Raw genomic sequence first — 21,124 nt, 5'->3', positions numbered from 1 at the left:
CTTTTTAATATATCAAAATTTCATTACTATAAGAAAATAATCTATACTATTGTTCTGATATAATTTACTTGATAAAAATTCCTACAAACTTATTATCCATTTCAATAATGGTCGTTTCAATATGATTTTTTTCACAGAAATCCTGATAGGCTGAATTATCACCGATATCATCACTAATAAACACTCCTCCACTCCTTAAATGGGAATAGAGTTCATTATAAGCCCATGACATCCCGTTATAACTCTTGTCTGAATCGTAATGGATAACATCAAAAATTTTATTCTCAACAAAAATTTTCGGCAAAGATTCTTTATCTGCAAAACGGAATAGTTTCCAGTTTCTTTTAAGATTTTCAGGAACTACATATCCAACATATTGATCTCCATTTTGTCCCAGGTAAGGCATATCGGAACTGTACAAGGTTCCATTTCTTTTTTCCAGAGAAAGCAATGATGCCAATGAGGACCATCCATAGGCTACTCCTGTTTCTACTACATTTTTCGCCTGCGAAAATTCACATGCATAATAAATAAGTTCTAAGGCTCCAGGTCCTCCCATTTTTATTGGACACTCCTTCTCTCGTTGCACAGCATAATCTAAAATTTCACGATAACTGGATTCAAATGAAAATGTATTTACGCCAAAAAGCTTTGTTATAGCATCTCTCTGGGAAATTGCTTTTGATCTTGCCCAAAAATTTGCTTTTTCCTTTCCTTTAAACGCATTATTTCGGTTAACTGTATTTTTTAAAATTTTCCTACCCAGTTCAGGATAGAGATCCGGCCTTTTAAGATAGGCTACAAATGTTGTAAAAACTCTTTTTAATTCTCCCATCGTGTTACTTTACACAAAAATATATTTTTTTTTAGTTACATTTGTTTAAACTAAAATCAATTTTAGTACTCAAATGATAAAAATTAGTGTAAGGTACTTGCAAAAGATCTGCCAATAATTTTAAAAAAAAATAAACAAAGATAAAAGAATGCTTTCCCGATTTTTTGAAACTCTTCAAAGAAAAAAACAAATTACTATCCTTCACAAACATCCCAAAGTAATTTTAGGAAGTATAAAACTGGGGATTTCTAATCACTTTATCATCTATAAAAACATTGGAAAAGCAATTTTTGGAAAAAATATTAATTTCAGAAATTACATTCATATTTTAGTTAAGGATGAAGGAGTCCTGGAAATTGGGGATAATGTTTTTATGAATAATTTTTGCTCTATCAATTGTTTAGACCACATCTCTATCGGTGAAAATACTTTGTTTGGTGAAAATGTAAAATTATATGACCATAACCATGCACATCAAAGTATACCGGAATTCAAAATTTTCCATAATGAGTTTACAAAAGCTCCTATAAAAATTGGGAAAAACTGTTGGTTAGGAAGCAATGTTACTATATTAAAAGGTGTAAATATCGGCGATAACTGTATAATAGGAGCAGGCTGCACCATATATAAAGATATTCCTGCTAATACAACAGTCCTTAATAAGCAGGAATTAATTTTCAAATCATAAAAAAATGAAATTTTCAGTTCTTATAGCACATTATAACAATGGTAATTACTTTAAAGATTGCTATGAAAGTCTTCAACAACAAACCTATACGAACTGGGAAGCTATTATAGTGGATGATTGTTCTGCTGATACCGAGAAAGAAATGATAAAATCCCTGATATCCGATGACAGTAGGTTTTTGTTTTTTGAAAATGAGACCAATAAGGGAGTAGGCTATACCAAACGAAAATGCGCCGAGCTTGCCACTGGTGAGATCTGTGGATTTGTGGATCCCGATGATGCCATTTTTCCGACAGCTATCGAAGAGTCAATAGAAGTTTTCAAACAGAAAAAAAATGTAGTCCTTACCTATTCCAGATTTTTATCATGTGATCAGAACTTAAATATTCTTTATCCTTTTAAATCTGCAAAACAGATCCTAAATAATGATCCTTATTTTTTTAATTATCCAATCCAGATTGCTCATTTTGTAGCATTCAGACGAGAAATATATTTAAAAACTGAAGGTATTGATTCTACATTAAAGAGTGCCGTTGATCAGGACCTATATTTAAAAATATTAGACTTTGGTGACGCATACTTTATTGCCAAGGATCTATATAAATACAGACTTCATCCTAATGGGGTATCTCAGGCAACATCAAAAGGAAAGGCTAAAGACTCATTTGCAAAAGTTATTTTTAATACATTTAAAAGAAGAAATATTATATCTATAAATGGGCGAGCTGTTCCCCAAGTTTATCAAAATGCTGAAGAGGTTTTCAGTTTACTTGATTATCAAAACAAAATGGCACACAGATTAAAGATTAAAATATTAACATTTTTTCAGAACAATTGATATACTTGAAACTAAACACACTTCATAGAAAAAATTATTTATACAAAAGTTCAGAATAATGGAGCATAATAAAAAAATAAAAGTTCTTTTCAGACATCGCTCTATGGAGATTGGCGGTGTGGAAAAAGTAGTATTAAGTATGCTCAACAACCTCAACAAGGATAAATTTGAGCTCACAATATGCTTAAGCCTTAATCAGGGAGAGTTACGGAATGAGTTTCCTGACAACATTAGAAAAGTATACATCGCGGAAGGGAAAGAAGATTTCTCAAAAAATCCGATTATTCAAAAAATTCAACTGGCTAGAAGAAAATTTAGACTTAATAAGATCGACAAAAATCCCAGGCTTACGGATGGGATTTTAAAAGATCAATATGATGTAGAGATTGCAACTACATACGGCATTTATAAAGCCGTTCTAAACTCAACAAATAAAGAATCTAAAAAGATTGCATGGCTTCATTCAGATCTTTCATTGGAAGGCTTTGCTCCTTACCGTGAGGAAATCTTTAAAAACATGCAACAGTTTGATTATATCATTTATGGTTCACAGCAATGTAAAGATATATTGACTGAAAAATTTCCGGACCTTAAGTTGCCTCCGGGCGAAGTTGTTCTGAATGCTATTCCCATAAAAGAGCTAAAAACAAAAGCAAAAGCATTCATTCCTGAATTTGAAGAGCTCCCTACTTTTGTATCAGTGGGCAGACTGCACTATAGAAAAGGATACAGAACATTACTGGAGGCTCACAAAAAACTAATTGATGACGGGTTTGATCATCGGATTGTTGTTATCGGTGATGGAGAGGATTATGAACTTCTTTCCAAAAGGATTGAGGAATTAAATGTAAAAAATTCTTTCAAGCTATTAGGTACCCAAATGAATCCATACCCATACGTTTCCAATGCAGATTTTTATATCATGCCGTCGGAAAGCGAAGGATGGCCATTAATTATTGCAGAAACCCTGATTCTCCAGAAACCAATATTAGCAACCAATGTTGGGGGAATTCCTGAAATGATTACTCATAAAGAATCCGGTTACCTGACAGATTATTCCCAGGAAGGCTTGTACAACGGTATCAGGGAATTTTTAACCAACAAAGAGCTTGTCCAACATATACAGGACAACCTGAAGGATATCGAAAAGCGTTTTGATAATGAAAAGATTTTCAAAAGTGTGGAAAATATTATCGAGAATCTATATCAAAGTAAAATTAAAAACCAATAACTCTTAAAGTATATCATAACACAAGTTGCAAAAGATGAATTCCTTTATTGAAAATTTACACCAATCTTTTCTCCTCAACAGCAAACAAGTCTGTTTAAGCGTAGAGGATAAAGAATACACCTATGAGGAAGTCTTAAATTTGACCCATCAAATAAGATATCAGCTACAAACCATAAATTCTCAAAACGTAGGAATCTATCTCACTGATGATGTATACATGTATGCTTCAATTCTTGCAGTTTGGTTTGCAGGAAAAACATACGTTCCCATACATCCGGAATTTCCTTTCAGCAAGAATATGAATGTTATTCAGCAAGCGGATATAGAAGCAATCCTTACATCAGCTGAAATAACAGAGAACTATGAAACTAAGCTGATTGACACAAAAAAGATGGCTGAAGGGGTACTTTCTACATTACCCTCAGGGTCCTCCATAGATAATAATGCCTACATCCTCTTCACTTCCGGAAGTACAGGAAAGCCGAAAGGTGTTCCTATCCGGTTCTCCAATTTATACTATTTCTCTGATGCTTTCCATTCAACTTTTGGAAAATTAAATTCTGAGGATCGTGTGCTGCAAATGTTTGAGCTTACATTTGACCTTTCGGTAATGAGTTATCTGATTCCCTGGTTAAACGGAGCAACGGTTGTTGGTCTTCATAAAAAAGAAACTAAGTTTTTGCAGATCCTGGACCTGTTAGAAGCAGATAAAATTACGATAGCCTTAATGGTTCCAAGCATCTTAAATCTGATTATACCTTACCTTGATCCCGAAATAAAAAATAGAAGCTTAAGGCTAAATTTATTTTGTGGTGAGGCATTATTGACAAAGCAGATTACCGGGTGGAAGGATTTCGTACCCAATGCCAGTATCTACAATGTATATGGACCAACAGAAAATACAATTTTCTGCACTCATTATAAAGTGGAAGACCCCATAAAAGAAAAAAATGGCATCATAAGTATCGGAAAATCGGTTATCAACTCTACAATGAGCTTTTCTGACAATGAAATGAATGAAGGAGAACTTTTATTATCCGGAAAATTGTTGGCAAATTCTTATTGGAAAAATGAAGAAAAAACAAAAGAAGCATTTGTTCAAAGAGATCACACAACTTTCTACAGGACAGGTGATTGGTGCGTAAAAGATAATGAAGGAGATTATTTCTATCTGAACAGGATCGATTTTCAGGCTAAGATCAATGGTTTCAGAGTAGAGTTAGCAGAGATCGAATATTTTTCAAATGAAAAACTGGAAAATGCAATCAGTGTTGCTGTTATTCACAAGGACAAAAACAATAATGATATTCTCGTCTTGTTTATCAATGAGCCAAGTGCCGATGAGGATTTAATTCTTTCTCACCTGAAAGATAATCTTCCGGAATATTGTATTCCTTCAAAAATCATTAAACTCGAAAAGTTTCCGGTCAATACATCCGGAAAAATAGACCGAAACGAATTAAAAAAGACTTTGTTATGATCAGCATCAGAAAAGCCACAAAAGATGACATTCCCTTGATCATAAAAGGAATATTAGCCATTGAGACCCACCCAATATCACTGTCTGATACTTTCAGCAATATTTTCGGAACCGACATTGATACGACTAAAGAATATCTTAATCAATTTTTTTTAGATGATGAGAACTTCGATACTGAATTATCTCTGAATACATATACCATAGCAGAAGTGGATGGGATAGCCGCAGGATGCTGTGCACTGATCCTTACCAATGTCAATTACTATCAGAATAAAAGTGAATTATTTCCCATTCATCTGAAAGGTGATCATTTATCTTCATTCATAAATAAGGCAAAAAACTTACCTGAGACCAAAAGTTATTCTGAAAACAAATACCTGATCCAATATGTTTTTGTAGATGATCTCTTCAGAGGAAAAGGAGTGGCGGAATTTTTATTAAAGCACATCATTTCGGAGATGAAAAATCTTACTGATGAACTTTACATAGATGTACTCGAAAGCAGCCCGCACCTTATACAATACTATGCTAAATTTGGATTTTCCGAATATGAAACAATGGAAATAGACACTCAGGAAAATAAAATTTACCCCAGTATCAAAAAGGTTATTCTGAAAAAGAATTTAAAAGACTAGTCGAACTTCTCTTTTCCTATGGCCTCCGTTAAATCTTTTATAGTATTAATACTTCTGAAAGATCTTGGATTAAGGCTTACGCCAAATTGATTTTCAACCAACTGCATAACCAAAACTGCTGACAGAGATCCATAACTTTCTAATTCCTTAAAATGAGTATCCGCAGTTATTGTAGTTTTTTCGTTAAGTTCTTGCTGAAGCAGTTCGCAAAAATGTTCGATCTTCATTGTGTTATATATTTGGAGGGACAAATTTATAAAATAATTTCTAACTTTGTTTTACTATGATGATATATAAGATTATTAATAAAATATCTACCCTTACTCAGGATTTCCAACATTCCGTTTACCTTAAAATATGCAAAAACAGCGGGCTAAAACTAGGAAAGAATGTAGTGGTACGAAATAATGTTTCCTTTGGCTCCGAACCATTTCTCGTGGAAATTGGAGATGATACAAGAATTGCCTCTGGGGTAACGTTTGTAACCCATTCAGGAGCTACTGCCAATATCAGGAAGCTGGAAGGCTATGAAGAGGTAAGAAATTTCGGATGGATAAAAGTTGGGAAAAACTGTGCCATCGGTAGCAATTCGGTAATATTACAAAATGTTGAGATAGGAGATAATTGTGTTCTCGGAGCTAATTCAGTTTTGTCCGAATCAATGCCTGAACATACTGTCTACGCAGGAAATCCCGCCAAATATGTTTGCGAAATAGAAGATTATGCTGATATTCTAAAAAAAACCACGATTGACTATCCTATCCATCTTGAAAAGAATAGAAAAGAGCTTAACCAGTGGCTGAAATTGAATTTACCTCAAAAGTTCAAAACTTCGAAATAGTGCCTAAGAAAAAGATCCTTATCAGAATTGGTTCCCTACGTCACGGCGGCGCAGAAAAAGTACTTGTAACTTTTCTAAAAAATTTACCTTCTGATCGCTATGAAGTTGATTTACTCTTAAACTTATACTCTGGAAAATATTTACCGGAAGTCCCGGATTGGATCAATGTCATTTACCTTAATAAAGGTGAAATGATCACTACAAACCGCATACAGGATATTCCTAAAAAAGCAATCCGTGTTATTTATCAGAAATCACTAAACCGATTTCCGTCTCTTCTTTACAATGGCAAATTAAAAAATAAAAAATACGACATTGAGTTTGCCGCTATCCACGGAATGCGGGATGAAATTCTAAATTCTCCTCTTCAATCATCTAAAAAAATCGTCTGGATCCATAATGATTTATCACAAGTCAAAGGATATACCCATGATGAAATCCGTAAATTTTTCGGATTTGATAAAATACTGGTTATTTCTGAAAAGATTGAACAGCTATTTTATAAGGCAGCAAAAAATGAATCGGAGAAACACAAAATTATTAAGATCTACAACCCTCTTGACACAGAGGAAATTCTACAAAAAGCAGAAAAATCAATTGATGATTACAGCTTTGATTCGTCTGTACCCACTTTTGTTTCCGTGGGAACCGTATTTCCACAAAAAGGATTTGACAGACTTTTAAAAGTTCACCAAAAACTTATTGATGAAGGCTTAAAACATAGGGTTTTAATTATCGGAGACGGATATGATTTTGAAAACATCAAAAAATTGAAATCGGAACTTGGAATAGATGAAACGGCTACCATGCTAGGATTTACGGACAACCCTTATCCCTACTTCAAAAGTGCCGACTTTTATATTTTAAGTTCAAGATATGAAGGTTTTCCAACGGTTTTATTTGAGGCCATAACTTTAAAAAAGAAAATTATTGCTACAGATGTTTCCGGGGTAAAGGAAATGTTGAACAACGGAGAACTTGGTATGATCGTAGACAATTCCGAAGAAGGCATCTACTCCGGAATGAAGCAGGCTTTATTACATCCAGATACTTTTCTACAATATAAAGAGGCTTTGAATAATTACCTTATGCCTTTTAACCTTAAAAATTCCGTACAGAAAATAACCCGTATTTTAGATGAGTTATAAATAAATTTATCTTTCTAACCCTACATATAATTTATATGCCAGATCAATATACTACTATCCAAAAAGACTTCTACCGCGAAAATGGAAAATGGCTTTCTAAATTTGAGATGTGGGCTAAATGTGTAAACCCCAACCTCCATTTTATTTATATACTTAGAAAAGCCCAATCCTACAAAAAGAAATCCCTTGCCGGAGCATTCTGGAGATTTGTATTAAGGCACCACCAGATAAAGTATGGGTTTCAGATCTATCCGGAAACCCAAATTGGAGAAGGGTTCTACTTAGGACATTGGGGAAGTTTGGTCATTAATCCTAAAACTAAGATCGGAATTAATTGTAACATTGCTCAAGGTGTAACCATTGGCCAGCAAAACCGGGGGAAAAACACTGGAATTCCGACTATTGGAAATGAAGTATGGATAGGCGCTAACGCTGTAATCGTAGGTGGAATTACTATTGGAGACAATGTACTAATTGCACCCAACTCCTATGTTAACTTTGATATTCCTTCCAATTCTGTAGTTGTTGGTAATCCTGGAAAAATATATCCCAAAGAAGATGCTACGGAAGGATATATCAATAACAAAGTATAAAATTTCCGCCTTGCTGAAAAGCATGTTTTAAGCATTTAAGAATATTTTAATTCTTAAATCCACACATTCTGTCTAATTGTTCGTATTTTTATTTAGATTTTTGTTCCGTTTAAATTTTGAAAAAGTCAATAATTGGTATTAAAAATAAGATATAATGCTTGGTTTTAAAGCAGATGTATGATTTTAAGCATATTTTAATATTAAACTTTGTTAAAAGAGATCAACTTTTCATCAAAAATTATATTTTTGCATAATTATTGATTTGATCTATTGGATTTGAAAATAATTTAAACGAAATGAATAATTATAAACCTTAAAAATTTATTTTATGTCCCAATCGTACGAAGTTATTTTTGAAAACAACAAAAAATGGGTCGAATCCAAAATTTCACAGGATCCGGCTTTCTTTGAAGAATTAGCCAAAACCCAACATCCGGACTACCTATATATAGGATGCTCGGACAGTAGGGCGACAGCTGAAGAATTAATGGGAGCTAAACCTGGAGAAGTTTTTGTCCACAGAAACATTGCCAATGTTGTAAATACTTTGGATATGAGTTCTACAGCGGTTATTCAATATGCAGTAGAACACTTAAAAGTAAAACACATTATTGTTTGCGGGCATTATAACTGTGGTGGAGTAAAAGCAGCGATGACTCCTCAGGATTTAGGATTATTAAATCCATGGCTTAGAAATATTCGCGATGTTTACAGATTACACCAGACTGAACTGGATTCAATTCAGGATGAAGGAAAACGTTATGACAGGCTTGTAGAACTTAATGTTCAGGAGCAATGTATCAACGTAATCAAAATGGCTTGTGTTCAGGAGAGATACATATTAGAAGAGTATCCTATAGTTCATGGCTGGGTTTTCGACCTTCGAACCGGAAAAATTATAGATCTGGAGATTGACTTTGAAAAGGTTTTGAAAGACATCCAGAAAATATATAATCTAACCGAATCAGACTGGGTCATGAATAGAAAAACAAAATAGTTTTTCCAAAAAAGAATGAAATGAAATTCTGGAGTATTATTGTATTGACGGTTTTCCTAAACTTTACAGCCTTGCCGAGCATTGCTGCAGTAGCGGGCTGGGATTTACTGAGAACCAATATAATAGTCAATGAAGAAGAACCACACTCCCATCCTACTTCTTTTACAGTGTACGAAAAAACACTTCCTAAAACATTAGATGTATTTGATTATCTCAAGTTCTTTGAACCGGACGTAAAAGACAGATCTTTTGTATTGGTGGATGATGATTTTCACCTGTCTCCCTTATTAACCATATTTTCTCCGCCTCCCGAAGCTTAATTTTTATAGTTAGAGTTTTTTGATACCTATTCCTTATCAACTTTTTTGATAATGAATACATACGTGCTTTAAAAATTAAATTTTCAATCTTTATAACTAGCTTATTTAAAGACAAATATGCTGGTTATATCTCACAGCTTCACATCATGAAAAAGACATCATTAATAGGAGGAATCAAGGAAAATTTCCCTTCAGGACTCGTGGTATTCTTAGTAGCACTTCCTCTTTGTTTAGGAATTGCTTTAGCATCAGGTGCACCTCCTTTATCCGGAATTATCGCCGGTATCGTAGGTGGCCTGGTCGTAGGAACAATAAGTAATTCAAACATTTCTGTTTCCGGCCCTGCAGCTGGTTTAACAGCAATTGTTTTAACAGCCATTACAGATCTTGGCGCCTTTGAATTGTTTCTTTGTGCAGGAATTATTGCAGGATTTATTCAATTGATTTTAGGGTTTGCAAGAGCTGGAAGTATTTCCAACTACTTCCCTAATAATGTAATTGAGGGAATGCTTGCGGCAATAGGAATTATTATTATCCTAAAGCAGATTCCTCATGCATTAGGATTCGATAAAGACTACGAAGGACATGAATCTATTTTCGACAATGGCTTAAACTTTAATTACTTTACCGAACTTTTCGGAGCCATACATCCGGGAGCCGTTCTTGTAACAGTAGTATCAGTGAGCATTCTTCTGCTTTGGGATAAAGTTCCCGCACTTAGGAGAATGAAGATGCTTCCTGGAGCATTGGTTGCCGTAGTTACAGGAATCCTATTAAATGAAACTTTTAAAATGACTGGAAGCCCACTGGCCATAAAAACAGAACACTTGGTTTCATTACCTGTTCCAAAATCCATTGATGATTTTAAAAATTTAATCTTATTACCGGATTTTACCGGATTTACAAATCCCAAAGTATGGATCGCGGGTGCAACGATCGCTATTGTTGCCTCCATTGAGACCTTGCTTTGTATTGAAGCATCTGACAGGCTGGACAGACAGAGAAGAATAACAGATACCAATTTAGAACTTAAAGCACAGGGAATCGGAAACCTTGTCAGCTCATTTATCGGCGGATTACCTATGACCTCCGTTGTTGTAAGAAGCTCGGCAAATGCTAATGCAGGGGCAACATCAAAACTCTCAGCAATGATTCACGGTGTTCTGCTTCTGGTATGCGTACTGACCATACCATTTCTACTCAATTTAATACCATTGGCAACATTAGCCGCCGTATTAATTTTAGTAGGTTATAAATTAGCAAAACCGGCTACATTCAAACATTTCTGGCATTTGGGAAAATTTCAGTTTATCCCTTTTTTAGCAACAGTTATAGCTGTTGTGGCAACAGACTTGTTAAAAGGGGTTGGAATAGGTCTTGCCATTTCCATTTTCTACATCCTTCAGGGAAATATGAAAAGAGCGTATTACCTTAGCAGGGAGAATCTGGATGATGCAGACGAAATCAATATCAAACTGGCTGAAGAAGTTTCTTTTTTAAACAAAGCAGCCATCAAAAAAACACTTAAAAATATAAAACCTAATTCTGCAGTAACCATCGATGCCAGGGATACTTCATATATAGCGACAGACGTTTTAGAAATGATCCAGGATTTTGCCAACATCCGCGCAAAAGAAGAGGATATAACGGTAGAGCTTCTGGGCTTCAAAACCTCGTACAGAGATTACGAAAAAAATGAAGATTCACACATACTGGTTACACACAGAAGAGCTATGTAAGCTCATTTATCAACAATTATTTTTTAACTTTAAAATTTGAAAAAACCATTAAATTATATGAAAGCACATACGTACGAAACCCAATCAACGATTACTCCCGAGAAAGCTTTAGAGTTTTTAAAAGAAGGAAACCAAAGATTTGTAAACAACTTAAAGGCTAACAGAGACCTTTTGGAACAGGTAAATGCTACCCGTGAAGGACAGTGGCCTTTTGCAGTTGTTTTAAGCTGTATAGACAGCCGTACCTCAGCAGAGCTAATCTTTGACCAGGGATTGGGTGATGTTTTCAGCATCAGAATTGCCGGTAACTTTGTAAATCAGGATATTCTGGGATCAATGGAGTTCGGTTGTAATGTTGCAGGTTCCAAACTTATCGTTGTTTTAGGGCATACCAAATGTGGTGCCTTAAAAGGAGGACTTGATGCCGCACAAATCGAAGGAATGGGAATGGATAACCTGAACCACCTGATTAACCATTTTGATCCGATCATCAATGAAGTGATTGAAGAGAATGAAGAACGTTCATCAAAAAACAGTTCATTATTAGAAAGACTGAATCATCAGAATGTAAAAAATGCTATCGAAGACATCCGTAAACAAAGTTCAACGCTTAGAAACCTTGAAAATGAAGGTAAAATCAAAATCGTTGGAGCGAACTACGATGTTGAAACAGGTGCTGTAACCTGGTTATAGTATTCAGATATTACTATGTAATAGTTTAGATTAATTAATTTTTAAATTCACAATAAAGAACCATCGCACCCCGGTGGTTCTTTTATTTTAAGCGTAAGAATTTTCAAGGCTCAATTTTTCCTTACATTTGATGCGTAAAAATTAATGTTGCAGACAAACTTATGAAACTACAGGAAAACTTCATTCTGATTGGAATTTTAGTAATATTGAGTGGATCTTTAAAAGCACAAAAGCAAGTTACAGATACCCTCGCTTATCTTAAAAAATTTGAAACAAACAAAGAAAAATACATTGGTAAACCTTTTTCACTACTACTAAAAGACCTTTCCCAGTTACAACCTAAAAAAGCAAAATCAGATATTAATGAAAATCCCGGTAGTCCTTTGTTAAATACAACATTCAGGTTTTCAGAAAGCGATATCAACTCCGCTCAGGAACCCACAATTATTATTAAATGGAAACCCGATAACTCTCCCACAACTCCAATAGAGTTTTTTGAACAGGAGCATAATTACCGTTTTACAACCAGTGAAAGGAATTTTTTTGAAAAGAAAATTGTAAAGGATATTGTTGTTGCTAAATAATAAAACCTCCTGACGGAGGTTTATTGTTTTATGTAAAATCTGATTTATTTCCCGTTGAAAGCTGACATTGTATTATTAATGCCCGCAAAAACAAATGAAAGGCAGGCCTTTGAAAATTGTTCAATTCTTTCTGGCAATTTTTCTCTTTCCTCTTCATTCCACGTACCCAAAACATAATCTACCTGTCTCCCTTCAGTAAAGTCCGCAGAAATTCCAAAGCGAAGCCGTGCGTAATTCTGTGTCTTCAGAACTTCATTAATATTTTTTAAACCGTTGTGTCCCGCATCAGATCCTTTCATTTTCATTCTTAATGTCCCGAAAGGAAGTACCAGATCATCCGTAATAATTAATATATTTTCCAGAGGGATATTTTCTTTCTGCATCCAGTATTTTACAGCATTACCAGAAAGATTCATATAAGTGTCCGGTTTTAAAATAAAGACTTTCCTGCCCTTATATTTCCCTTCTGCCATCCATCCGAAATTGGTTGTATTAAATGAAGCTTCAAGACTTTCTGCTATTTTTTCTGCAACCTTGAATCCTATATTATGACGTGTATTTTCATATTCCGCACCCTTGTTACCAAGTCCGACTATTAAATATTTCATTTGAAATTTTTTGCAAAATTAAGGGATAAAAAATAAAAAAACTCAATCCGTTAAAGAATTGAGTTGATCTATTGTTAAAAAAATTTTATAAAGGCTTGTAGATATAATTTATTCCATACCCTTTTGTTACGTAAGTCTGTGGATCGTAATGATAATCTGTACTGAACACTGCCGGAACAGGAATTGGTGTCGTAAGATCCGTTATCGCCATTCTCTTAGGACTGTTTGGAGATAGGATCAGACTTCTCTTATCATTCATTTCTGTAGAAAGGATCACAGATATTTTATAAGCAAAAGGAAGCAATGTATATGCACTTATCTGAGTGTCAAAGTTCGCATAATCATAACCCAGTTTACCTGTTGGTGCGCCAAATACGTCATTACTCATCGGGCCATAATGTCTTACTACTTTACTTACATTATCCCCTAAATAAGTATACCCAGTTCTTGAATAGTTTTTGTAAACAAACGGAACTCCTGAAACATCCTCTCCTGATCTCATGATAATACTGTCAAGCTTGCTTGTTGAAGCTGCATATTTCAAATTATAAAGAGTCTTGGTTTTTCTGAAAAGAGTTTGAGGACCTGGAGGATCTCCCGGAATAACCGGAGGTGTTCTCCTGAACACTGAACGGCTTTCAGATACCTTGTCTATTTTTCCCGATACACCATAAGTGAAAATCTGAGAATACGAAACACTATCCTTATCTAATTTTCCATTATTATCTAAATCAAGAAAACCTCTGAAATCAATCTTGCTTACCTTATCTCCGCTATACATAATATCTGTAATAGAAGCACTATCTGTAAGCACACGGGATAAAAGCAGCCCACTGTAATGATACTCTGCAATGGTATCAGCATCCGTAATTTCTCTATACAAAGCTCTCGGCCCTGTCAGTCCGGTATTGTTATGTAAATCAACAAGTGGATTTCCGTCTTCATCAATAAGATCTTTACACGAATGAATGGAAGAAAAACCAGCAAACAGTAAAATAAAATAGAAAAGTTGTTTCATTTCCAAGGGGATTATTTATTTTTTCACAAATATAATTTTTTTTTAAACAAAAAGCATATATTTATTTATATTATAAGAAAACTAACAATCAAATAAGCAGGTTTTCTTGTACTTTAGATATTCTGAAGAGAAAAGTTGGGTAAAAAAACATATTTCACTGTAGACTATATCTTTAGATGAGCTATTTACTTATAAGTAAGTTGTGCTATAAAACAAAAAAACTAAAAGACCCGCTTTTAGTTTTTTTGTTTTTTTATCGATAAAATTAATGATTAGTAAGGTTGCAGTACCTGAGTAGTAAGTACTGATTGTGCCATATCATCATTTAAATAAGTTGTATTTACAGCTTTTCCTGTTCCTAAAGTTCCGGAGTTCAGGTTTCTTTTAGTACATGCTGCTTTAACGCTATAGTTATTCTGAGGAGTAAGGTTAGTAAGTGTAGCATTAAGATTGAAAATCTTATTTGTACCATCACCTCCAACCAAAACGTCTGTTCTCACAGCCTTAAGCGTATTGTTCACAAAAATTCCGCAAGCATAACTTATTGAAGAATTTGCATTAGCCGTTTTTTGTGTCGTTGTCTGAAAAGTAAACACTACTTTATTCGTTGCATTAGTAATAGAAAAAGTATCAACAGCTCCTGTCAGAACAGTCCAAGTAGCATCCAGTGCCGCATTTTCTGCATAAGGTGATGTAGAACCGTTTGCCCCTGAAAAAGTAGCACCTACTTTATCAGAAACCGTATTGATGGAAAACAAAGCCATACTTCCCTGTCCATCTGCAATCTTTATACTTTTCCAATCGTTACTAACCAAATCGGAATTGTTATGAAAAATCTCTCCGGCATTTCCTGCGTTCCCTTTTACGGTATTAGTCCCTCCTGTTCTCAATTCTTTATTTACATTGACATCTCCATTAATATCTAATGTGTTTACAGGTGTGTTAGTATTGATTCCCACTTGAGCTTTAGACAAACCAACACCTAATAATAATGTTATTAAAAATATTTTTTTCATGATTTAATTTAAAATGGTGTTAAAGACTTGAGGGATTTCGTAAACGTCCACTTTAAGAGAAGACTGGGCAATAAAGCTATCGATATTGGTTGCCACATTGATTCCTATTCCCAAAGTAGCATTATTCGTATTATATGACTGCAATCTTGAACAAGCCACACTTACAGTATGAGTTCCTTTTGTAAGATTCGAAGCAATTCCGATTTGATTGTGAGTTAAAAAGGTATTACTTGCAGTACTTGCTTTAATATTACCTTGTCTTAGGTTCACCAATTTATTATCTACAAAGATTCCGCAAGCATAATCAATCGAAGTATCTGTAGCACCATTAGCAGGGAAATTCGTATGAATTACAGTTTCAAACTGAAAATACGTTTTACTATCCGTACTGTATACCTGGAACGGCTGAGATAAAGCATTGATCTTTTTAAAGTTATTAAAAGTGCTGAAGTCGCTCCCTTTTACAAAGCTCGTAGATCGTGTAGATCTTGTAGAAGATTCCTCAGTTCCAGTAAAAGTAACACCTGTTCTATCTGAAAAAGAGTTATTAAAGATCAGGTAAAACTGATTAGGTTCATATTCAGGAATTCTAAGTGTTTTCCAAATCGGAGGATAATTTTCTCCCTGTGAAACCAATATCTGGCCATTTGTCCCCTGAACGAGGCTATTGTCTGTTGTATTTAAAACAACCAGTTTATTACGAAGGTTAATATCTCCGTTTACATCAAGTTTTGCTCTTGGAGTTACTGTTTTTATTCCTATCTGCGCAGAAACAGAAAGTCCGATTGATAAGAATAGAAGCGATAATATATTTTTCATAATTAGTTGGCTTTGTAGGTTACGTATTCAATAATATCAATCTTTAGATCCGATTCTAAAGTAAAGGCATTAGAAACTGTATTGGAATTCGAAATGTTACGTCCAATCGAAAATTGGCTGTTCACATCAGAAGACTCAATTTTTCTACAAGCCACTTCAATTTTCTGAGCACCAAGGGGAACGTTTTGCTCAGTGTAATTCAGTGTAAAAATATAATCCTGAAATCCTCCTTTGTCTGTATTATTTGTAGAAGAGACCTTATCAGGACGAACAGCAACAAGCTTACCTCCTCTGAATACTCCGCATGTAAAGCTTATATTCTGGGAAGTAGTAGCCACGGGAGCTTTCAATTCAATCCCTGTCTGGAATTGATAAGTAATCCTGTTTTTAGGATTTTTAACTGTAAAATTATTTTCAAGGCCTTCAATCTTTACCCATTTACCCTTGCTGGTATCGGTTATATTATCCCCAACAACATTGGTATAGATCATATCACCTGCCACACCATTAGATAGACTGGTAATTCCTTTTTGATCCAGAGACAAGTACGAGTTAATTAATTTGTACTGTCCTTCTTCCATAAAAGATACGTTGATTGATTTCCATACAGGAGGTAGATTTTCTCCCTGCGAAACTAAAACTTGTCCGTTTAGTCCGGCATTTCCAACTTGAGTAGGAGTACCTCCCACTCTTAATTCTTTTCTTAAGGTGGTTTTCCCGTTTACATCGAGAGTCGAATTTGGTGAATTAGTGTCAATTCCCACCTGCGCGTGAGCATAGACAGAGCAAAGCCCTGCTATGCAGTAATACATAGTTTTTTTCATAATAAGCGGCACAAAGGTACACAATTTTAATATAAAACCCTATAGTTTAATTATTTATACCATAGAAATATGCCTATGTATTAATAGAATTCTTCGTAACGAAAAGTAGAATTATCTTTAAAACAGGGCTATAGCTGCAATATAGACCTCAACAAAATATTTACTTCATCTACATTTTTCACCTTATCTTTTCTCATCATTAAATTATTCCCTTCTTTTCCTATTTTTTCTTTTAATTGAGCCTCCGAAGGATTTTGAGTAAGGTAATTGATAATGTTTCTGAATTTTTCTGTCTGATAAAACTTATCTTGAGGATTACCTGGAAAATACCCTAAAAACACACCATTCTTCATAACTATTTTTTCAAATCCAATGTCTGCAGCGAGCCATTTTAAAGACACACTTTTTAAAAGATTAACAGCTTCCTCCGGTAAAGGCCCAAAACGGTCTATCAATTCGGATTCAAATTTCTGAAGATCTTTTTCATTATCAATTTCTGCAATCTTCTGATACAGCAATAACCTCTCTTCTGTATTAGAGATATAGAAATCAGGAAGCATGAGCTCCAGGTCGGTATCTATATTCACTTCCTTTACAGATTTAAAAAGTTTCTGCCTGTCCTCTTCATTGTCAAACAGGTTTTCAAAATCTTCATCATCTTTTAACTCCTCCAAAGCTTCCTGCATCAGCTTCTGGTATGTTTCAAATCCCATTTCATTAATAAATCCACTTTGCTCAGCACCTAACAAATCTCCTGCGCCACGGATTTCCAGATCTTTCATGGCAATCTGGAATCCACTTCCAAGATCTGAAAACTGTTCAATAGCTTCCAATCTCTTTCTCGCATCAGAAGTCATCATATCATAAGGAGGAGTGATCAGATAACAGAAAGCTTTCCTGTTACTTCGTCCAACCCTTCCCCTCATCTGGTGGAGATCTGCCATACCAAACCTTTGAGCATCATTGATAAATATCGTATTGGCATTCGGAACATCTACCCCACTTTCCACAATGGTTGTTGAGACCAATACATCATATTTGCCCTCCATAAAATCAAGGACATTCCGCTCCAGCTGCTTCCCTTCCATTTGGCCATGACCGGTAATAACCCTGGCGTCCGGAACCAATCTCTGGATGAGTCCGGCAATATCTTTTAAATTTTCAATCCGGTTGTTGATAAAATAGACCTGTCCGTCTCTTTGTAATTCATACGAAACGGCATCACGAAGAATCTCTTCATTAAACCCGATAATCTGAGTGTCTACCGGCTGCCTGTTAGGCGGTGGTGTTTTGATGACAGATAAATCTCTTGCAGCCATCAGGGAGAACTGCAAAGTCCTCGGAATAGGTGTCGCTGTCAGTGTAAGTGTATCCACATTGCTTTTAAGCGTTTTCAACTTATCTTTTACGGATACTCCAAACTTATGCTCTTCATCAATAATCAACAAGCCTAAATCTTTAAACTTAACACTATTGCTGGCAAGCTGATGCGTTCCTATGATGATATCTACTTTACCATTTTTTAATCCTTCTAAAGCTTCCGATTTTTGTTTTGCTGACCTGAATCTATTGATGTATGAAACATTCACCGGAAAATCTTTCAGCCTTTCCTTAAAGCTTCTGTAATGCTGAAATGCAAGAATTGTCGTTGGAACTAAAACCGCAACCTGTTTGCCATCTGTTGCTGCCTTAAACGCAGCCCTTATTGCAACTTCTGTTTTACCAAAACCTACATCTCCACACACCAGACGATCCATCACAGTACTTGCCTCCATATCCGCCTTCACATCAATCGTTGCTTTTTCCTGATCCGGAGTATCTTCATAAATAAAACTGGCTTCCAATTCATTTTGTAAATAAGAATCCGGGGTATAAGCAAAACCTTGAGCGGTTTTTCTTTGTGCATAAAGTTTGATAAGATCAAAAGCGATCTGCTTTACTTTTGCTTTTGTTTTTTGCTTTAAAGACTTCCATGCCGGAGATCCTAATTTACTCAGAACAACTTCTTTGCCATCAGGCCCGTTATATTTTGATATTTTATGAAGTGAATGAATACTTACGTAAAGTAAATCTCCATTTTTATAGGTAAGTTTAAAACATTCCTGAATTTTCCCATCATTATTAACTTTTACCAATCCCATAAATTTACCGATCCCATGATCGATATGGGCAATATAATCCCCGACTTTAAGAGACATAAGATCCTTGAGGGTAAGCTGCTCAGATTTAGCAAAAGTATTTTTAGCCTTATATCTTTGATAACGGTCAAATATCTGATGATCGGTATACACAGATATTTTATGGTTATTATCAACAAAACCTTCATGAAGTTCAGATTTAAAGCTTTTGAAGATCATTTGATGTTCAAGTTCTTCAAAAATTGACTCCAGTCGTTCTCTTTGTTTTTCTGTTGAAAACGAAATCCAGGTATCGAAACCGTCATTCTGCTTCTCTTCCAGATCCTGAATTAATAATTCAAAATTTTTATGAAAAGAAGGCTGGGAAGTTTGCTCTATACTAATCTCATAAGTGTTAAGCCCTTCAATAGCAACACTACTGAAATCAATTGTTTTGAACTTCTTGTAATCAAATAAAAACTCCTGATCGGAAATAAACAATTCATCAGGGGTCCTGTGGGCAATATCTTTACTTAAAGATTCATACTTTTCCAACGACTTCTCATAGAATGATCTTATTTTTTGCAATCCTACCACTCCATTTTTCGAAATCACAAAACTCTCTTTCGGCAGAAGCTGAAGTAAGGAAACCCGGCTGCCAGAAACCGAAAAGTTCATATTTGAAACAAGCTGAAATTCTTTTATCTTATCTACCGACAGCTGCGTTTCGATGTCAAAAGTTTTGATGCTTTCCACCTCATTACCAAAAAAAGTGATTCTATAAGGCTTTTCATTAGAGTAAGAAAAAACATCTACAATTCCTCCTCTTACTGAAAACTCTCCTGGCTCGGATACAAAATCTGCCTGCTGAAACTGATAATGGGAAAGCAATTCATCCACAAAATCAAAATCGAGCTGATCTCCTACTTTGATATGATGTGAAATTGCTTTAAAATCTTCTTTTTTCAGAACTTTCTCTGATAAAGCCCCGGCATATGCTACAATTACTTTTGGAGATTTCCCGGAATTTATTTTATTTAAAACCTCTGTTCTTAAAACAAGATTTGCATTCTGAGTTTTTTCAACCTGATAGGGTTCAAGATGAGTTGCAGGAAAATAAAGAACCTTGTCTTTACCCAACAGGTCTTCCATTTCCGTATTAGCATAAAGAGCATCTTCCTTATCATCTATAATGTAAAGAATATTCTTCTTTTGGGTCAGGAAAAGCTCTGCCACAAAAACAGAAGTGGAAGATCCTGCATTCCCTTTTACCGAGATGTGTTGATTCGCTTCCAGTTGTGTGAAAATTTCTTTGCCAAATTCTTTTTGTAGTAAATCCGGAAGAAATTTTTCATGAATAGGTTTTAACTGCATAAGTAATAACGGTATAAACGACAAAATCGATTTCGGGAGTTCTCCGAAACCGTTCATCAATTTAGAACAAAGGTAGCTATATTTTTTCCAACACAATAAAATAGCAAATTATTTAAAAATCAAAATAATCCACCAACGATAATCTAAATAGCATCTTTTTACTAAAAACTCTAATTAAAAGTTAAAAAACTAACCTTTTTACTTCATGGCACAGTGTTTGAAAACTTCATTCATACGAATATAACAACACTAAAAATAGTATTATGAAAAAAGCAATTAAAATTCTGGGCATTTTTATGGTGACATTTTTTGCAGCAGTCACTATAGCATCATGTAGCAGGGATGATGATCCTGCAAACAATGATTTCTTCGCAGGCACATACCGTGGAAGCGTATCTTATAACGACGGTGGTTCAACAAATACAAGCACCAATGACGGTAGTGTATTTGTAACAAAAATCGCCAGCGGTACAAAGTATAATTTTGCATTTTCAAATGACATTCCTGCTCTTAATGGAATAGAGTTTGAGCAAAAAGGTGATAATAGTTTAGTTATGATTGGCTCTAGCGCAACCTCTTATATAAGGATTGATAATAATGAATTAAAGATCCTTTATCTTAAAGATGGCAAAACGTGGACAGCCAATTGTACACGCTAATAATTATTTTTTTTTAACAGGCCTGTTTCTTTTTAGAAACAGGTTTTTTCTTTTAATATCTGCGATC

22 protein-coding genes are annotated in these 21,124 nt (G+C 34.8%); 14 read left to right on the top strand and 8 right to left on the bottom strand.

Annotation, left to right across the window (positions count from 1 at the left end; all coding sequences use genetic code 11):
* Positions 1-64: 64 nt before the first annotated feature.
* Positions 65-835, bottom strand: a complete 771-nt coding sequence (locus PFY10_15000; protein WBV55535.1) for a class I SAM-dependent methyltransferase — start codon at positions 833-835, stop codon at positions 65-67.
* 148 nt (positions 836-983) lie between these two features.
* Here PFY10_15000 and PFY10_14995 point away from each other — a divergent pair, with 148 nt between their 5' ends.
* Genes PFY10_14995 through PFY10_14975 form a run of 5 tightly spaced genes read left to right on the top strand, consistent with a single transcriptional unit; the run spans position 984 to position 5,707 of the window.
* A complete protein-coding gene (locus PFY10_14995) occupies positions 984-1,523 on the top strand; it encodes an acyltransferase (GenBank protein ID WBV55534.1) in 540 nt (179 codons plus the stop codon).
* 4 nt (positions 1,524-1,527) lie between these two features.
* Complete coding sequence (locus PFY10_14990) at positions 1,528-2,361, top strand: glycosyltransferase (GenBank protein ID WBV55533.1); 834 nt, start codon at positions 1,528-1,530, stop codon at positions 2,359-2,361.
* Between the two features lie 58 nt (positions 2,362-2,419).
* Positions 2,420-3,592, top strand: coding sequence for a glycosyltransferase (locus tag PFY10_14985; GenBank protein ID WBV55532.1), 1,173 nt, complete (start codon positions 2,420-2,422; stop codon positions 3,590-3,592).
* 34 nt (positions 3,593-3,626) lie between these two features.
* A complete protein-coding gene (locus tag PFY10_14980) occupies positions 3,627-5,072 on the top strand; it encodes an AMP-binding protein (GenBank protein ID WBV55531.1) in 1,446 nt (481 codons plus the stop codon).
* Positions 5,069-5,707: a GNAT family N-acetyltransferase gene (locus PFY10_14975; protein WBV55530.1), complete on the top strand. Its 639-nt coding sequence runs from the start codon at positions 5,069-5,071 to the stop codon at positions 5,705-5,707. The genes PFY10_14980 and PFY10_14975 overlap by 4 nt, the downstream gene beginning before the upstream one ends.
* On the opposite strand, the gene PFY10_14970 is transcribed toward PFY10_14975, so the two are convergent.
* Positions 5,704-5,934 (bottom strand): acyl carrier protein, encoded by a 231-nt coding sequence (locus tag PFY10_14970; GenBank protein WBV55529.1) that lies wholly within the window; start codon positions 5,932-5,934, stop codon positions 5,704-5,706. The two genes, PFY10_14975 and PFY10_14970, sit on opposite strands and share 4 nt — an antisense overlap.
* Before the next feature lie 56 nt (positions 5,935-5,990).
* On the opposite strand from PFY10_14970, the gene PFY10_14965 reads away from it, so the two are divergent.
* From PFY10_14965 to PFY10_14930, 8 genes are all read left to right on the top strand, one after another.
* Positions 5,991-6,548: an acyltransferase gene (locus PFY10_14965; GenBank protein ID WBV55528.1), complete on the top strand. Its 558-nt coding sequence runs from the start codon at positions 5,991-5,993 to the stop codon at positions 6,546-6,548.
* Positions 6,548-7,696 (top strand): glycosyltransferase, encoded by a 1,149-nt coding sequence (locus PFY10_14960; protein WBV55527.1) that lies wholly within the window; start codon positions 6,548-6,550, stop codon positions 7,694-7,696. Before PFY10_14965 ends, PFY10_14960 begins: the two co-directional genes overlap by 1 nt.
* A 35-nt stretch (positions 7,697-7,731) precedes the next feature.
* Positions 7,732-8,289 carry a serine acetyltransferase gene (locus PFY10_14955; GenBank protein ID WBV55526.1) on the top strand — a complete coding sequence of 186 codons (558 nt, stop codon included), beginning with the start codon at positions 7,732-7,734 and terminating at the stop codon, positions 8,287-8,289.
* Positions 8,290-8,617: 328 nt separating this feature from the next.
* Positions 8,618-9,286 (top strand): carbonic anhydrase, encoded by a 669-nt coding sequence (locus tag PFY10_14950; GenBank protein WBV55525.1) that lies wholly within the window; start codon positions 8,618-8,620, stop codon positions 9,284-9,286.
* 20 nt (positions 9,287-9,306) lie between these two features.
* Positions 9,307-9,606, top strand: coding sequence for a hypothetical protein (locus tag PFY10_14945; GenBank protein WBV55524.1), 300 nt, complete (start codon positions 9,307-9,309; stop codon positions 9,604-9,606).
* Positions 9,607-9,752: 146 nt separating this feature from the next.
* Positions 9,753-11,345, top strand: coding sequence for a SulP family inorganic anion transporter (locus tag PFY10_14940; GenBank protein ID WBV55523.1), 1,593 nt, complete (start codon positions 9,753-9,755; stop codon positions 11,343-11,345).
* Between the two features lie 57 nt (positions 11,346-11,402).
* Positions 11,403-12,038 carry a carbonic anhydrase gene (locus tag PFY10_14935; protein ID WBV55522.1) on the top strand — a complete coding sequence of 212 codons (636 nt, stop codon included), beginning with the start codon at positions 11,403-11,405 and terminating at the stop codon, positions 12,036-12,038.
* Positions 12,039-12,199: 161 nt separating this feature from the next.
* Complete coding sequence (locus PFY10_14930) at positions 12,200-12,622, top strand: hypothetical protein (protein ID WBV55521.1); 423 nt, start codon at positions 12,200-12,202, stop codon at positions 12,620-12,622.
* A 44-nt stretch (positions 12,623-12,666) separates the two neighbouring features.
* Here PFY10_14930 and pth read toward each other — a convergent pair whose 3' ends face one another.
* From pth to mfd, 6 genes are all read right to left on the bottom strand, one after another.
* Complete coding sequence (gene pth / locus PFY10_14925; GenBank protein ID WBV55520.1) at positions 12,667-13,230, bottom strand: aminoacyl-tRNA hydrolase; 564 nt, start codon at positions 13,228-13,230, stop codon at positions 12,667-12,669.
* Between the two features lie 85 nt (positions 13,231-13,315).
* A complete protein-coding gene (locus tag PFY10_14920; GenBank protein WBV55519.1) occupies positions 13,316-14,248 on the bottom strand; it encodes a hypothetical protein in 933 nt (310 codons plus the stop codon).
* A 272-nt stretch (positions 14,249-14,520) separates the two neighbouring features.
* Positions 14,521-15,264 carry a hypothetical protein gene (locus PFY10_14915; protein ID WBV55518.1) on the bottom strand — a complete coding sequence of 248 codons (744 nt, stop codon included), beginning with the start codon at positions 15,262-15,264 and terminating at the stop codon, positions 14,521-14,523.
* A 3-nt stretch (positions 15,265-15,267) separates the two neighbouring features.
* Positions 15,268-16,083 carry a hypothetical protein gene (locus PFY10_14910; protein ID WBV55517.1) on the bottom strand — a complete coding sequence of 272 codons (816 nt, stop codon included), beginning with the start codon at positions 16,081-16,083 and terminating at the stop codon, positions 15,268-15,270.
* 2 nt (positions 16,084-16,085) lie between these two features.
* On the bottom strand, positions 16,086-16,895 hold the full coding sequence (locus PFY10_14905) for a hypothetical protein (protein WBV55516.1): 810 nt from the start codon (positions 16,893-16,895) through the stop codon (positions 16,086-16,088).
* 140 nt (positions 16,896-17,035) lie between these two features.
* Positions 17,036-20,398: a transcription-repair coupling factor gene (mfd, locus tag PFY10_14900; protein WBV55515.1), complete on the bottom strand. Its 3,363-nt coding sequence runs from the start codon at positions 20,396-20,398 to the stop codon at positions 17,036-17,038.
* A gap of 263 nt (positions 20,399-20,661) precedes the next feature.
* Here mfd and PFY10_14895 point away from each other — a divergent pair, with 263 nt between their 5' ends.
* Complete coding sequence (locus tag PFY10_14895) at positions 20,662-21,057, top strand: hypothetical protein (GenBank protein WBV55514.1); 396 nt, start codon at positions 20,662-20,664, stop codon at positions 21,055-21,057.
* Positions 21,058-21,124: the final 67 nt, after the last annotated feature.

It is taken from the genome of Chryseobacterium daecheongense (assembly GCA_027920525.1).
GTDB lineage: Bacteria > Bacteroidota > Bacteroidia > Flavobacteriales > Weeksellaceae > Chryseobacterium > Chryseobacterium proteolyticum.
The sequence above is the reverse complement of the archived record's forward strand: the minus strand, read 5'-3'. Positions and strand labels throughout refer to the sequence as shown.